Raw genomic sequence first — 13,652 nt, forward strand, 5'->3', positions numbered from 1 at the left:
AATCAGTAAGCTTAGCACTATGACCTTTTTGATCGTTCTGTTTCGGCCGATAATCACCAGTTTCTGACCACATTTTTAACCATCTTTGTACGGTTCTGATGCTCATACCAAATAACTCACTAACCTCAACTCGTTTTGCCCCCTTTAAGACTGCTTCGACTGCTTTTTGACGCAAATCGTAACTGTATAGTCTTGCCATCGCTTTTCTCCACAGCATCTATCCTATAATACGACGACCTTACCCTGCTTGACTATACTTAAAGTTTAGGCTACCGATAGCAATGTATGAAAAAAATTAGAGATACTGTAATTCCTAGCAAATCTTTAATAGGGTATTCCCAATTGATTTGATGCATGGTTTTGGTTGACATGAGATTCACTACTCCCCCTTCCTTGTCAAGTACTCAGACGTAAGCATAGTTACTTAACATCTTACGGCATCAGGCGTGTTTTCAAGCAAACACTACTGTTTTGTTGTGGTACACCAGCACCCGCCGTTCCAGATGCCAACGCACTGCCCGCGCCAACACCTGCCGCTCCACATCCCGCCCCTGGCGAATCAAATCCGCGACCGTATCCCGATGGCTGACCCGCACCACATCCTGTTCAATAATCGGCCCGGCATCCAGTTCCGGGGTGACGTAATGGGCAGTAGCGCCAATAATTTTTACGCCCCGTTGGTGCGCCCGTTGGTAGGGATTGGCACCGGGAAAAGCTGGCAAAAAAGAATGGTGAATGTTAATCACCGGCGGACATTGGGCTAGGAACTCTGGGCTGAGAATTTGCATATATTTCGCCAGAATCACAAGTTCAATCTGATGGGTTTGAATGAGGGCTAATTGCTGCTTTTCTGCCTGGCCTTTATCCTGGGTGGGAATGTAATGGTAGGGGATATGAAATTGGGCAGCGATGGGGGCACATTCCTGGTGATTACTAACAATAAAGGCAATTTCCCCCGGCAATTCCCCCGCCTGGTAGCGCCAGATCAAATCCCACAGACAATGGCTTTGCTTGCCGACAAAAATGGCAATTTTCGGGCGTTCATCGCTGGTGTGGTAGGACCACTGGGCAGCCAGCGCCTGGGCTAGCAGAGCAAATTCCCGGCGGGTGGCAGCAGGAGACAAGCCAAACCCGGCCAACTCCCACTCCAAGCGGCTCAGGAAGAGGCCCTCGTCCAGGTGGTGGTCCGCATGGACGATGTTGCCGCCCCACTGGTGGACAAATTGGCTGATTTTGGCGACCAAGCCCCGCTGATCCGGGCAACATACCTGCAAAATTCCGTGCATGGCAACCGTGGGTGACCTGCTTTAGCGTAATTTAACCTGTTGCGTGACCTGTCTGGGTCGCCACCCTATGGCACAATGAAACTGATTGCGCCGACTGTTACCAGAGGTGAATGCTATGACCGTCGCTGCCCCTGCCAATATCGAGCAACTGGCCATCAATACCATTCGCTTCCTCGCTGTGGATGCGGTGCAAAAGGCTAAGTCCGGTCATCCGGGTTTGCCCATGGGTGCAGCCCCGATGGCCTATGTCCTCTGGCAAGAGTTCCTGAAATTTAACCCCCGCAATCCCAAGTGGCCGGACCGGGATCGGTTTGTCCTGTCGGCAGGGCACGGCTGTATGTTGCAGTACGCTTTGCTGCATTTGACCGGCTATGATGTCAGCCTGGACGACCTCAAACAGTTTCGCCAGTGGGGTTCGATTACACCAGGACACCCGGAAAACTTTGAAACGCCTGGGGTGGAGGTGACCACCGGCCCGCTTGGTCAAGGGGTGGGGAATGCGGTGGGATTGGCGATTGCGGAAGCGCACCTGGCTGCCCGGTTCAACAAGCCCGGCCATACCATCGTGGACCATTACACCTATGTGATCCTGGGGGATGGCTGCAACATGGAAGGGGTGGCGGCAGAGGCGGCGTCCCTGGCGGGGCATTTGAAGCTGGGCAAGTTGATCATGCTCTATGACAGCAACCACATCTCCATTGATGGCAGAACGGAGATTACGTTTACGGAGGATGTGGGCAAGCGCTACGAGGCCTACGGTTGGCATGTGCAAAAGGTGGCCGATGGCAACCACGATTTGGCTGCTATTCGGGCGGCGATTGCCGAAGCGAAAGCGGTGACGGATAAGCCTTCGTTGATCATCGTCGAAACCACGATTGGCTACGGTTCGCCCAACAAGGCGGGGACGGAAGCGGTGCATGGAGCGCCTTTGGGGCCGGAGGAAGTAAAGTTGACGAAGCAAAATCTGGGCTGGCCTTTGGAACCGGATTTTTATATTCCTGAGGAGGTGTTGCAGCATTTCCGGCAGGCGGTGGCCAAAGGGGCGGCAGCCGAGGCAGAATGGCAGGCCCGCTTTGCGGCTTACAAGCAGGCGTATCCTGAAGAGGCGGCGGAATTTGAGCGGATCATGCGGGGGGAATTGCCCGCAGGCTGGAAGGAGGCACTGGCGCCGGTGGCCGAAACCGGTAAGGAATCCACCCGCAATTTGTCCAAGCTGTGCCTGAATGCCTTGGCAGGGGCGATCCCCGAACTGCTGGGCGGTTCGGCGGATTTGGCGCACTCGAATATGACCTATTTGAAGGGGATTCCCGAATTTCAGGCGGGTTCTTATCACGGGCGCAATTTCCGGTTTGGGGTGCGCGAGCATGCCATGGGGGCGATTGCCAATGGCATGGCGTTGCATGGGGGGTTGATTCCCTACGACGCCACGTTTTTGATTTTCACTGACTATATGCGGGCGGCGATTCGGCTCTCGGCGCTGTCCCAGGTGCGGGTGTTGCACGTGATGACCCACGATTCGGTGGCCCTAGGAGAAGACGGTCCAACCCACCAGCCGGTGGAGACGTTGGCGTCGCTGCGGCTGATTCCCAATCTCTACGTGTTTCGTCCGGCGGATGCGCGGGAAACGGTGGGGGCCTATCAGGTGGCCTTGGAGGCGACCCACACCCCGTCGGTGTTGGTGTTTACCCGCCAGGCGGTCAATCCCGTGCCGGGGACGAGTGTGGAAGGGGTCGCCAAGGGCGCCTATATCGTGGTGGACTGTGGCTGTGACCATCCCGACTTGATTTTGATTGCCACCGGGTCGGAGTTGGAACTGGCGGTGCAGGCGGCGGCGCAATTGGCGGACAAAAAGGTGCGGGTGGTGTCAATGCCCTGTACCCGTTTGTTTGATGCCCAACCCCAGGAGTATCGGGACCGTATCCTGCCGCCGACGGTGACCAAGCGGATTTCCATCGAAGCGGGGGTGACCGACGGCTGGTACAAGTACGTGGGTTTGCAGGGCAAAGCGTTGGGGATTGACCGGTTTGGGGCTTCGGCGCCAGGGCCGGTGTGCATGGAGAAATTCGGGATGACGGTGGCGAATGTGGTGCAGGCGGCGCGAGCGCTGTTGGGCTAGGGTATCACCCTCTGGACGCTGGAATGGGGCGGTGGCTTCAACGCCCTCGATTCCAGGGGCAAGGCAGCACAGCCGCGGCTAGTCGCTCCTCTTGAGAACGTCAATTGTTCGGTAAGGGCGCTAGGGCTACGCACCGCTGACGCGAACGTGAAATTAAGAAATAAGAATTAAAGAATAAAATCCCTGTCAGGGGTGGGTATGGCGCACCCGTAAGGGAAGGGTGGGCTGGCGCAGGTGTTCGGGGGTGAGTGCAGGCGCATAGGGGAAAAGATGGCTACGGAAAAATTCGCGGCTTAGATGGGCAAGGGCGTAGGGCAGGGGTGGCAACCGCGCCGGGTGCCATTGACGGGCTTCGTCCAGGCCGTCGGTGTGACCGGCAGTAGGCAGAATGACGAGGTAATGGTTGGGGCCACGCAATCCGGCAAAGGGCTGAATTTGCTCTGGGACAACCGGTGTGACCCAATCGCTGCCCCCACCCACCAGCATCACCGGCGCACGCACGGTGGCCAGTCCCGCCGCGCCCAAAATGCCGCCAATGGCTGGGTTAATCGCCATCACGGCGCGAATCCGGGGGTCGGGGGGCACAGGCGGCCAAGGGGAATGGGCTAGTGCATGGCATTGCAGGAGAACCAGCGAGAGATTTAACAGCGCCAACTGGTCCTGGCAGCGGCGTTGCAACTCCGGGAATTGGGGCTGGGCACCAGCAGCCACCAGCACGGTATAGCCCCCCAGGGAGTACCCCAGCAGTCCCACCCGGTTTAGATCGAGCCGTCGGTGTAAGGGATGTTGCGCCAGATTGGCCAAAACCCGCTGGATGTCCTGGGGACGTTCCTGAAACTCCGCAAGGGCAGGGGTGGTTGGATGGGTGATGACTGCTGCCGCTATGCCCTGGCTGGCCAGAAATTCGCCTAGGTACAGCAAACTGCGCCCGGTTTGTCCGACCCCGTGACTGAAGAGCACCACCGGCACGGGTTGCGCCCCCGCCGGATAAACCACCTGCACCCTAAGCCAGCGCTGGGGCTGGTCGGGGGGGCGAAACCCCCACTGCTGGGTTTGCCAGGGCCGACCTACCCAAGGGGGGGTAAAGCCAGTGGGAGGCAACAGGGGCAAGCTAGCCAGCATGTGCGCAGCCTGTTGTTGTTGGGTCTGGGCGTGCAGGAGCAAATGGGCCACCGCCAGGGCATCCACTGCCACCGTCTCGGCAGGAAAAGCCTCAAGCAGGCGCAGGGCGGTCAGGGGTCGGGATTGGCGCACCAGGAGCACCAATGCCCGTTTGAGAGCCTGGGGGTCAGGGGGAATGAGGAATTGCCCGAGGCGGTCGAGAAGCTGCTGCCCCACTTCGCTAGAGAGCAACTGTCGGCTTTGGGGTGGGGTCAGGGGCACAGGCTGGGTCAACCACCGGCGGAGGTCAGCCAGCACAGGGGGCGCCAGCAGTTGGGCCAAGGGGGCAAGGCTCTCTGGCGGTTGCCCGGAATCCACCCAGGTTTGGACATCCACCAGGGCAATACTCCAGTGGGTATCCCCCGCGACCAACACCAGCCGTTCTGCCGCCTGTACCGGCGACGGCCCACCCACACCCGCCACCACCAAACAAAAACTAAAAAAATGCCAGCAGCACTGCCAAATCCCAACCTTTGTGGGCATGATAAACATAGAATGGCGGGCGCAGATTCTCCCTGATCCGCATTCATCCTCAGTCCATACTGTAGCGGGAACATCGGTTCTGGGCAGCACAGATACACACCCCCTCTATCGCCGAACCTTGTCCCCTATGCCCACCCCCTGCGAACTCCAGGATGCCTACCATGCCGGTGCTCGGTCCTTCCCCCGGGTACAGATGGCCGGGTGTATGTTAGAAGGTCTGGTGTTGAATGAGGCCTTCCTGGTGCGTGCCAATTTCCAGGGCGCCTACCTGTGTTACAGCCAGTTGGCAGGCGCAAATTTATCCCAAGCCAACCTGAGTCATGGCGAATTGGTGCGGGTGAATTTGCAACAGGCCAACCTCAGCGAGGCGGATTTGCGGGGGGCGAATCTGCTGGAGGCCAACCTCAGGGGCGCCAGTTTGTTCCGGGCGCAGTTGGATGGTGCCGACCTGACGGAAGCGGATTTGGCCCATGGGGATTTGCGGCAGGCCAGTTTGAGCGGCGCGATTCTGGCAGGGAGCAACCTGCGGGCGGTGAATCTGCAAGGGGCGTATCTGGCGCGGGCGCATCTGGCGGGGGCGGATTTGGGGGAAGCGAATCTGGCAGGCACCGTGCTCACCCAGAGCGAATTGAGCGGCGTGAGTTTGACCCAGGCCAATTTGCAAGGCGCCGATTTGGCCGGCAGCAACCTCACCCGAGCGGACCTGTATCGGGCAGATTTGACCGGAGCAAACCTAGTTCGCGCCGACCTGACCGGGGCCGAATTGGGGCGGGTGTGTCTGCGCCAAGCCTGTTTGAGTGCAGCCACCTTGAACCGGGCGATGCTGCTGGGGGCGGACCTCAACGGCGGCGAGGGCTGGACCGATTTGAGCCTAGCGGTGCTGACAGATGGGAACTTGACCGATGCAGACCTGCGGCGGGTCAACCTCATCCGGGCCAACCTGAGCGGGGCGGTATTGGCCGGGGCGGATTTGCGGGGGGCGCAACTGTGGGGCGCCAATTTCACCAACGCCAACCTGGTGGGGGTCAATTTGGCAGGCACCGATTTGCGCATGACCATCCTCACCGACGCCAAAATGCACCGCTGCGACCTCTCCGGCTGCAATCTCCAGGGGGTGGATTTGAGTCGGCGGGAATTGACCGGCGTGAATTTTCACCGTGCCGACCTGCGCGGCGCCAACCTCAGCCGCGCCGTGCTGACCCAGGCGGATTTGATGGAGGTGTTGCTGGAAGGGGCCGACCTGAGCGAAGCAGATTTGCGAGGCGCACGGCTGACCCAACAGACCGCCGGCGCCAAGTTCAAAGGGGCACGCTTGCCCAACGGTCGCCTGGCCCCCTAGAGACAACCCACTTCAGCTAGAATGGGAAACGACCTAACCTGGTGCGGTAGTGCTATGACTCCCAGTTTGATGAATTTCTTCTACAGCTTGCTGGCCGGGACGTTGATTGTGGTGATCCCGACGACGGCAGCGTTGCTGTTTGTCAGCCAAAAGGACAAAATCCGGCGGTCATCTTAGAATGGGGGTAACGGTGTTGCCAGGTGGCGATGCCACACCCGCACCGCCCTAATTCACGGTAAGAAGGAGTCTGCTGTGGGTATTGGTATTCCCGCCCCAATTTTTCTTGGCATTGTTCTGATTCTGGGTGGTGTCATTTTATTTTTTCTAGGGCGGTTGCGGCCTGCGCTGCGGCGGGATGCCGATGTGGTGTATGCCATTATTGCCCTGTTGAGTGGGTTAATCCTGCTGGCGAATTTTGGCAATTTGGGGTTTGGGCTGGTTTTTCAGCAGGTGTTGATGATTGGGGCGTTGGTGGCCTTGACGTGGGAGAATTTGATTTTGCGCAGTAAAAATCCCACCCAGCGGGGGCGGGAAATTCCTCCCCGGCGGCCACGGGACGGTTATCCTCCGCCTAGTTATCGTGATGCCGACCGGGACAGGAGCCGGCAGGATGTCTCTGCCGAAGCACCCCGGCGTACCAGTCGGCGACGGCCCTCGGAGGTGGTCCTCGACCCGGTGGATGCGTGGGAAGCGGAATTGCCGCAGACGCCCCGTGCCCAGATGCGTGGCGAATCGACTCCGGCGTACCGGGACTGGGATAGGGAGGAGCAGGCCGAGGCCGAAACGGCTATTGTCACCGCCGCACCGGAACCGCAAGAGCGCACCCGGCCCCGGCGTCCCCGTCCCCAATATCCACCCCGGCGTTCCCGCCCAAGCACCTGGGAAATGGACAATTCCGACCAATTCGATGACGATGATGATTTTTAGGGGATGGGATTGGTGCCGACCGGCTGGCGCCAAAACAGCGGGCCAAGGGGTTCTGAGTTGGGACACAAGGCGTGGGCTTGGTAATGACCAACGTGGCGGCGTCAGGGTTTGAGCATGTTTTTTGCGCATCTTGTACAGAGTGCTATGTTCCTGTGACCATGCTTTGGTTGTATGGGTAGTGTGCTGCCTCGGGAATGCGTGTGGGATTACCCCCGGCCACCTCGGTTGGAGGCGACGGCGCAACGGATTGAGATTTATACCCACGGCATCTGTTTGGCCTGTACGGAGCGGGCGTATCGGGTGTTGGAAACCAGCCATCCGCCGGTGTACTATCTGCCCCCCCAGGATATTCAAATGCAGTATCTGCGCCCCAATGCGCGCCAGAGTGTCTGTGAATGGAAGGGGCAAGCCCGCTATTACGATTTGGTGGTTGGTGGGCAGGTGGTGCCGGACGTGGCCTGGAGTTATCCGCAACCGACAGCGGCCTTTGCCCCGATCCGGGGTTATTTGGCGTTTTATGCCGGGAAACTGGACCGGTGTTTGGTGGCGGGGGAAGTGGTGACGCCCCAACCGGGGGGGTTTTATGGCGGCTGGATTACCGCCAATTTGGTGGGGCCGTTTAAGGGAGCACCGGGGACCTGGGGTTGGTAACTACAGGGGCAGGGAAAGGTTATAATAGGCGTTAACCTGGGATGCTTCCTGGTGCGTGCGGGTCGGCTATAAGACCCTGGGTGCGACGATAGGTTTTGACACTGGTAATTATCGGTATTCGGTACGCAGCGGTCGTTGTGGGTCACCTGCGGGTGAGCAGGGAACCGAAGCGTACCAGGGGCGACCGGGCAAACGGTTCATCCAAGGAGTATGAATGTCTAAACAGATTATTCTCGCTGAACAACATCGGATTGCGGCTGTGTTTGCCGATGACCAGATTCAGGAGCTGGTGGTGGCAACCGGCAATCTGCAGGTGGGGGATGTGTTTTTGGGCGTGGTGGAAAATGTGTTGCCGGGGATTGATGCGGCCTTTGTCAACATTGGCGACCCGGAACGCAATGGGTTTATCCATGTGTCGGATTTGGGGCCGTTGCGCCTGAAGCGGACTGCCGGGGCGATCACGGAACTGCTGTTGCCCCAACAACGGGTGCTGGTGCAGGTGATGAAGGAGCCGACGGGGAACAAAGGTCCGCGGTTGACGGGCAACATTACCCTGCCGGGGCGGTATTTGGTGTTTATGCCCTACGGGCGGGGGGTGTTTCTCTCCCAGCGCATCACCAATGAGAATGAGCGGCATCGGTTGCGGGCGCTGGCGGTGTTGATCAAGCCCCCCCAAACCGGGTTGTTGGTGCGCACCGAGGCGGAGGGGGTGAGTGAAGAGGCGGTGATGGAGGACCTAGAAGCCCTCAAACGCCAGTGGGAGAAGATTCAACGGGAAGCCGCAGCGGCGCGGGGACCGGGGTTGCTCAGCCGGGATGATGATTTTGTTCAACGGGTGTTGCGGGACTTTTACACGTCCCAGGTGAATCGCATTGTCACCGATACCGCCGAGGGGGTCAAACGGGTCAAGCAGCATCTCACCACCTGGGGGGGTGGCAAGTTGCCGCCGGGGGTGTTGGTGGACCACCATCGGGAACCGACGCCCATTTTGGAGTATTTTCGGGTGAATGCGGCGATCCGGGAGGCCCTCAAACCGCGGGTGGATTTGCCCAAGGGCGGTTATATCGTGATTGAGCCGACGGAAGCCCTGACGGTGATTGATGTCAATTCCGGGTCGTTTACCCGTTCGGCGACGTCGCGGGAAACGGTGCTGTGGACCAATTACGAAGCGGCAACCGAGATTGCCCGCCAGTTGCGCCTGCGCAATATCGGGGGCGTGATCATCGTCGATTTTATTGATATGGAAGACCGGCGGGACCAACTGCAACTGTTGGAGCACTTTAGCAAGGCCCTGAAGGCGGACAAGGCACGTCCCCAGATCATCCACCTGTCGGATTTGGGCTTGGTGGAATTGACCCGCAAACGCCAGGGGCAGAACATCTATGAACTGTTTGGGCAGCCCTGTCCCACCTGTAATGGTCTGGGGCATTTGGCGCGGTTGCCGGGGCAGCCGGCGAGTACGGAGGCGGTGCGTCTTGAGGATGGGGAACGGCAAGAAACTCTGGAGGATTTGGGGTTTGCCCCCAGTCCCAACCCGGAGTTGGGCTTTAGCACGCCTTTGTACCCGGTGACGCCTTTGGGAGGGAATGACCGCAGTAGCGCCAATCGTCGTCGGCATCGCCGTTACGAGAAACCAACGCCCCGCAAGGAGCCGGAAGTACCGCCTTTTGCGCCGCTCCCTACGCCTCCTAGCCCCGCCGCAAACAACCATAACAACGGCAGTCAGCGGGGACGCGCCCCGCAGGAGGTGGAGCGGGAGTCTTTGCGGCGGCGACCCATCAAACCCACGCCCACGCCAGCACAAGTGGTCACGGTGGGGATGACGCCCGCCGAACAGCAGGTGTATGCGGAAATGGGCATTTCGCCCTTGCTGTTGACCGGCCAAACCCATCTCCAGGACGTGGTGGTGTCGGTGTGTTTGCCGGAGGAGGTGCCGGCGGCAGCCTCTACGCCTGCCCCAGAGGTTCCCTCGGCGGTTGCCCCGGAACCCCCGGCGGCGTCTCCGCCTGCTGAGTCAGCGCCCAGTCCGCCGGTTCCCCCAGAACCCCCGGTCAGCGGTGCCCTGGATACCCGTCGTCGCCGTCGCCGCGCTACCACCAGCACGCTGGAGGCGACCTCGGAGCCGTCTGGCGCCTAGCCACACCATGCGCGGGGGACGCACCTATCAGATCACGGCCATCAACCTACACCAGCAACCGCTGGGGGAGTCCGACCGCCTGCTGACCATTCTCAGCCCGGAACAGGGGGTGCAACGGGTGGTGGCTCCAGGAGCGCGCAAACCGCGTTCGCCCTTGGCAGGCAATACGGGCCTTTTGGTGGTGAACCAGTTGGAGCTGCGGGTGGGGCGTTCTCTGGACCGAATCACCCAGGCGACCCTGGTGCAGACCTACCCCCAGGTGGCTGCCGAGTACACCCGCTGGGTCATAGCGCAGTACTTTAGCGAGTTGGTGTTGGGGCAGGCTCTAGCCAATGTAGCGCAGGGGGAACTGTACCAGACGTTTTTGGATTTGCTGGGGCAATTGGCGCATCTGCCGCCAGCGGAACCCTGGGAGTTGGTGGTGCGGGGGGTGATGCGGTTGTTGACGTTGGCGGGTGTGCAACCCCAGGTGCGTCTGTGTTGTCTGACGGGACGACCGGTGACCCCAGGCGAACGGCTGGGGTTTAGTATTCCCTTGGGCGGGTTGGTGCGTTTGCCCCTGCCCCCGGACATGCCACCCTCTCGGATTTTGTCTGCGGCCCAAGTCCAATTACTGCAGGCGTTGCTGGTGCCGCCTTTGGTGCCGTTGCCGGACCCACCGCCCTGGCGCAGTTTGGAACCTCTGTTGCGGGGCTATGCGGAGTATCACCTGGAGCGGGCGATCCGCTCGGCGCCACTGCTGTATAGTACGATCACGGCAGAGAGGCAGCAGTCCCCATGAATGTCACCCAATCCAAACCCACAGCGGACCTGGCGAGCCTGTGGTTGAATCGCAATTTCCTGGTGCTGTGGTTGGCGCAGGTGTTTTCCCAGATTGGGGACAAGGTGTATCTGGTGCTGATGATCGCGCTGGTGGATCAGCAGTTTGCCGACCGCGACAGCATTACCCCTTGGGTGAGTGGGATTATGGTGGCGTTTACCATCCCGGCGGTGTTGTTTGGTTCCCTGGCGGGGGTGTTTGTGGACCGCTGGCGCAAACAACCGGTGTTGCTAGTGACGAATGTGCTGCGGGGGGGCTTGGTCTTGCTGGTCATTCCCAGCCTGTGGTTTCACTGGCAACCCTGGGTGACCTGGGGAGTGCTGTTGGGAATTACCTTTGCCGTTTCCACCTTGACCCAATTTTTTGCGCCAGCGGAACAGGCGGTGTTGCCCCTGATCGTGCCTCCGGAGCAATTGCTGTCGGCCAATTCCCTGTACACGATGACGATGATGGCCTCTTTGGTGGTGGGTTTGGCGCTGGGCGATCCGTTGCTGAGTGTGGCGGCGCAGGTCTTCCCCCAGGGGCCAGAGGGTGTCGTGGCAGGGGCGTATTTGCTGGCGGCGGTGTTGCTGTTGTGGTTGCGTCCCCAAGAACGGGAGCGGGTCGGGGGGGTGCAAACCTTGGCGCAGGTGGGGCGGGATTTGCGCGAGGGTTGGGCACTGTTGCGGGCAAAGCCCCAGTTAGGGGGGGCAGTGGCGCATTTGGTGGTGCTCTATACGGTGTTTGCGGCGTTGGCCGTGCTGACGATTCAATTGGCAGAGCGGCTCCTGCGTCCCTCCCAGTTTGGTTTTTTACTGGCTGCTGCCGGTGTGGGGGTGGCAGTGGGTGCCCTGTGTCTGAATTGCCTCCGGGCAAAGATTTGGTCGTATCGGCGTTGGAGTACCATCGGTTCCCTGGTGATGGGGGCGGCGCTGGTGGGTTTGGCGGCCACGACCAGCAGTCTGCCCTGGGCGTTGGGGTGGCATGTGGCTTTGGGATGGGGCGCGGCGCTGGTGGCCATTCCCCTGCAAACCCTGTTGCAGGCGGAAACTCCGGAGGAGGTGCGGGGGAAGGTCTTTGGCTTACAGAACAATGCGGTGAATATCGCCCTGAGTTTGCCCCTGGCGGTGACGGGGTTCATTGCCACTCGGCTGGGACTGGCAGAGACGTTTTTGGGTTTGGCGCTGTTGGTGCTACTCATGGCAATTTGGCGGGGGTGGTAGGATGGTCGAGGTTTATCCGGTGGTGCGATGGCCGCTCCGACTCAAACGGGCCTTAGAACTCTTGCCTCCTGGTGCGCCGCCCTGTCCGGTGCCTGTGGTTGCGCCTAAACGTCGTCCCCGCTGGCCTTGGCTGGTCGGTCTGGGCCTGGTTGTTGCCGCTGGGCTAATCCTGTCCGGAGTCACAGGGCTATGGGTAGGGCTGCTGGGGGTGGGTTTGTTGGCCCTGGGGTACAGTTGGGAAGCGCACCAATATCACCGCCAATGTCAAAACTATCAAGTGCAACACCAGCAGTATCTGGCCCAAAAACAGGCGCATGAGACCTGGCTTGCGGAACATGCCGACGCGGTGCGTGCCCTGCGGCAACCGAAAATCCACCAGGCCTTGCGCCAGGTCGTCGCCCATCCCCAAGCCGCAACCGACCCCAAACCGGGCGTCACTGAAGCCTATTTTTATGAATTTTTAAGGCGCTACTTCCCCGGTCACATCCACATTCATTTGGCGCTAGCTGACCCCATAAAAACTTATAAAAAACCCTACGAACCCGATTTTGTTTACCTGGACGAAAACCTAAACCTATACATTGATATTGAAATTGATGAACCCTACTTTTATGACGCCAAGAGCGGGCAGCGAAAACCCCATCACATTCGCGATCAAAAACGGGATGAATTTTTCCTAGCGGCGGGTTGGGTCGTGATTCGCTTTAGTGAATATCAAGTGGTCAGGCAACCCAAATCCTGTTGTAAATGGATTGCGAGCGTGATTGCCCAAATTCACCAAACTCCCCTGGATGACTCCTGGGCAAGCATTCCCGACCTTGAACCTGAGCCTCTTTGGGATGAAACGAGAGCACGGCAATTCATCCAGCAGCGCAGCCGTTATCACTACTTGCAACAATACCTTCCCAAAGAGTACCTAAAGGCACAATGGGACTACATCATGAAACTATAACCTTATCCCTAAAGAACCTCGTGTATTTCTGCCCACTGTCCCCTATTGATATGGCAATGTCCCTAAATGCACTACAGCCTGTTAAAGAATCAAGGGGTACAGTAGCAACACTTAGCAAACCAACTTCGGAAGCAGGATGGATTAATCAGTAGTAAAGAAGTCTCCACTATCTGCTCCATGTGATATAGTCGTTTCACAGGAAAATGCAACACTTTGAGGCACTGGTCATCACTGTATCCCCTTCCAGGACAGGGTTTTCAGGTAAAGGCGCATATCGCAAACTTGTTTGAAATGACTATACTTCCCAACTCTGGAAAACTGCCGAATAAAGTGCTTCAACACCGACCCCATCATCTCAATCGGATTCAATTCCGGTGCATACACAGGTAGGTATCGGATTCGCGCTCCTGTCCCCCTAATCAATTCCTCAACTTCCCGACTCCGATGAATATTTATAGTCATTTCGGTTTAGAATGCGACACTAACTTGTGCAATAATTACGAATGATTTCATCAATGGTGGTGCCAGGAGGAGCATACATCCACAATCTTTTTAATGCGCTAAAGTCATGCTCAATA

At 58.8% G+C, this 13,652-nt stretch carries 12 protein-coding genes and 2 pseudogenes; 9 read left to right on the top strand and 5 right to left on the bottom strand.

The window, feature by feature from the left end; all coding sequences use genetic code 11:
• Positions 1 to 217, bottom strand: a 217-nt coding sequence (locus tag ACWISF_RS11000; RefSeq protein ID WP_448381629.1) for a helix-turn-helix domain-containing protein, incomplete at its 3' end; no start/stop codon positions are given.
• A 235-nt stretch (positions 218 to 452) separates the two neighbouring features.
• Entirely contained in the window at positions 453 to 1,286 is an 834-nt protein-coding gene (gene purU, locus ACWISF_RS11005) for a formyltetrahydrofolate deformylase (RefSeq protein WP_448381630.1), read from the bottom strand.
• 115 nt (positions 1,287 to 1,401) lie between these two features.
• On the opposite strand from purU, the gene tkt reads away from it, so the two are divergent.
• Positions 1,402 to 3,402, top strand: coding sequence for a transketolase (gene tkt, locus ACWISF_RS11010; protein ID WP_448381631.1), 2,001 nt, complete (start codon positions 1,402 to 1,404; stop codon positions 3,400 to 3,402).
• A gap of 186 nt (positions 3,403 to 3,588) precedes the next feature.
• Here the strand turns inward: tkt and ACWISF_RS11015 are convergent, their stop codons facing one another.
• Positions 3,589 to 5,046, bottom strand: a complete 1,458-nt coding sequence (locus ACWISF_RS11015; protein WP_448381632.1) for an alpha/beta hydrolase — start codon at positions 5,044 to 5,046, stop codon at positions 3,589 to 3,591.
• A 127-nt stretch (positions 5,047 to 5,173) separates the two neighbouring features.
• Between ACWISF_RS11015 and ACWISF_RS11020 the strand changes: the two genes are divergently transcribed.
• The 8 genes from ACWISF_RS11020 (at position 5,174) to ACWISF_RS11055 (ending at position 13,074) form a co-directional block, all read left to right on the top strand.
• Positions 5,174 to 6,385 carry a pentapeptide repeat-containing protein gene (locus ACWISF_RS11020; RefSeq protein ID WP_448381633.1) on the top strand — a complete coding sequence of 404 codons (1,212 nt, stop codon included), beginning with the start codon at positions 5,174 to 5,176 and terminating at the stop codon, positions 6,383 to 6,385.
• A 54-nt stretch (positions 6,386 to 6,439) separates the two neighbouring features.
• The gene (psbX, locus tag ACWISF_RS11025) at positions 6,440 to 6,562 is read left to right on the top strand and encodes a photosystem II reaction center protein PsbX (protein ID WP_448381634.1); all 123 of its coding nucleotides are present in this window, start codon (positions 6,440 to 6,442) and stop codon (positions 6,560 to 6,562) included.
• A gap of 75 nt (positions 6,563 to 6,637) precedes the next feature.
• Positions 6,638 to 7,312 (top strand): Ycf66 family protein, encoded by a 675-nt coding sequence (locus ACWISF_RS11030; protein ID WP_448381635.1) that lies wholly within the window; start codon positions 6,638 to 6,640, stop codon positions 7,310 to 7,312.
• Positions 7,313 to 7,483: 171 nt separating this feature from the next.
• A complete protein-coding gene (locus tag ACWISF_RS11035; RefSeq protein ID WP_448381636.1) occupies positions 7,484 to 7,963 on the top strand; it encodes a DUF427 domain-containing protein in 480 nt (159 codons plus the stop codon).
• 214 nt (positions 7,964 to 8,177) lie between these two features.
• Complete coding sequence (locus ACWISF_RS11040; RefSeq protein ID WP_448381637.1) at positions 8,178 to 10,100, top strand: Rne/Rng family ribonuclease; 1,923 nt, start codon at positions 8,178 to 8,180, stop codon at positions 10,098 to 10,100.
• Between the two features lie 7 nt (positions 10,101 to 10,107).
• Entirely contained in the window at positions 10,108 to 10,881 is a 774-nt protein-coding gene (gene recO, locus ACWISF_RS11045; RefSeq protein WP_448381638.1) for a DNA repair protein RecO, read from the top strand.
• Positions 10,878 to 12,122, top strand: coding sequence for an MFS transporter (locus tag ACWISF_RS11050; RefSeq protein ID WP_448381639.1), 1,245 nt, complete (start codon positions 10,878 to 10,880; stop codon positions 12,120 to 12,122). The genes recO and ACWISF_RS11050 overlap by 4 nt, the downstream gene beginning before the upstream one ends.
• Before the next feature lies 1 nt (position 12,123).
• Positions 12,124 to 13,074 carry a hypothetical protein gene (locus tag ACWISF_RS11055; RefSeq protein WP_448381640.1) on the top strand — a complete coding sequence of 317 codons (951 nt, stop codon included), beginning with the start codon at positions 12,124 to 12,126 and terminating at the stop codon, positions 13,072 to 13,074.
• A gap of 89 nt (positions 13,075 to 13,163) precedes the next feature.
• Here ACWISF_RS11055 and ACWISF_RS11060 read toward each other — a convergent pair.
• Both ACWISF_RS11060 and ACWISF_RS11065 read right to left on the bottom strand, forming a co-directional pair.
• A pseudogene (locus ACWISF_RS11060) lies at positions 13,164 to 13,530 on the bottom strand (transposase); the annotation flags it as partial.
• Positions 13,531 to 13,555: 25 nt separating this feature from the next.
• Positions 13,556 to 13,652: pseudogene (locus ACWISF_RS11065) on the bottom strand (IS630 family transposase); the annotation flags it as partial.

The sequence above is a fragment of the Gloeomargarita sp. genome (assembly GCF_053491055.1).

Excerpts from the sequence above, each read along its gene's own strand:
- tkt (WP_448381631.1), top strand. The coding sequence starts at position 1,402 with ATGACCGTCGCTGCCCCTGCCAATATCGAGCAACTGGCCATCAATACC.
- psbX (WP_448381634.1), top strand. The coding sequence starts at position 6,440 with ATGACTCCCAGTTTGATGAATTTCTTCTACAGCTTGCTGGCCGGGACG.
- ACWISF_RS11055 (WP_448381640.1), top strand. The coding sequence starts at position 12,124 with ATGGTCGAGGTTTATCCGGTGGTGCGATGGCCGCTCCGACTCAAACGG.
- ACWISF_RS11020 (WP_448381633.1), top strand. The coding sequence starts at position 5,174 with ATGCCCACCCCCTGCGAACTCCAGGATGCCTACCATGCCGGTGCTCGG.
- ACWISF_RS11035 (WP_448381636.1), top strand. The coding sequence starts at position 7,484 with ATGGGTAGTGTGCTGCCTCGGGAATGCGTGTGGGATTACCCCCGGCCA.
- ACWISF_RS11015 (WP_448381632.1), bottom strand. The coding sequence starts at position 5,046 with ATGCCCACAAAGGTTGGGATTTGGCAGTGCTGCTGGCATTTTTTTAGT.
- recO (WP_448381638.1), top strand. The coding sequence starts at position 10,108 with ATGCGCGGGGGACGCACCTATCAGATCACGGCCATCAACCTACACCAG.
- ACWISF_RS11040 (WP_448381637.1), top strand. The coding sequence starts at position 8,178 with ATGTCTAAACAGATTATTCTCGCTGAACAACATCGGATTGCGGCTGTG.
- purU (WP_448381630.1), bottom strand. The coding sequence starts at position 1,286 with ATGCACGGAATTTTGCAGGTATGTTGCCCGGATCAGCGGGGCTTGGTC.
- ACWISF_RS11050 (WP_448381639.1), top strand. The coding sequence starts at position 10,878 with ATGAATGTCACCCAATCCAAACCCACAGCGGACCTGGCGAGCCTGTGG.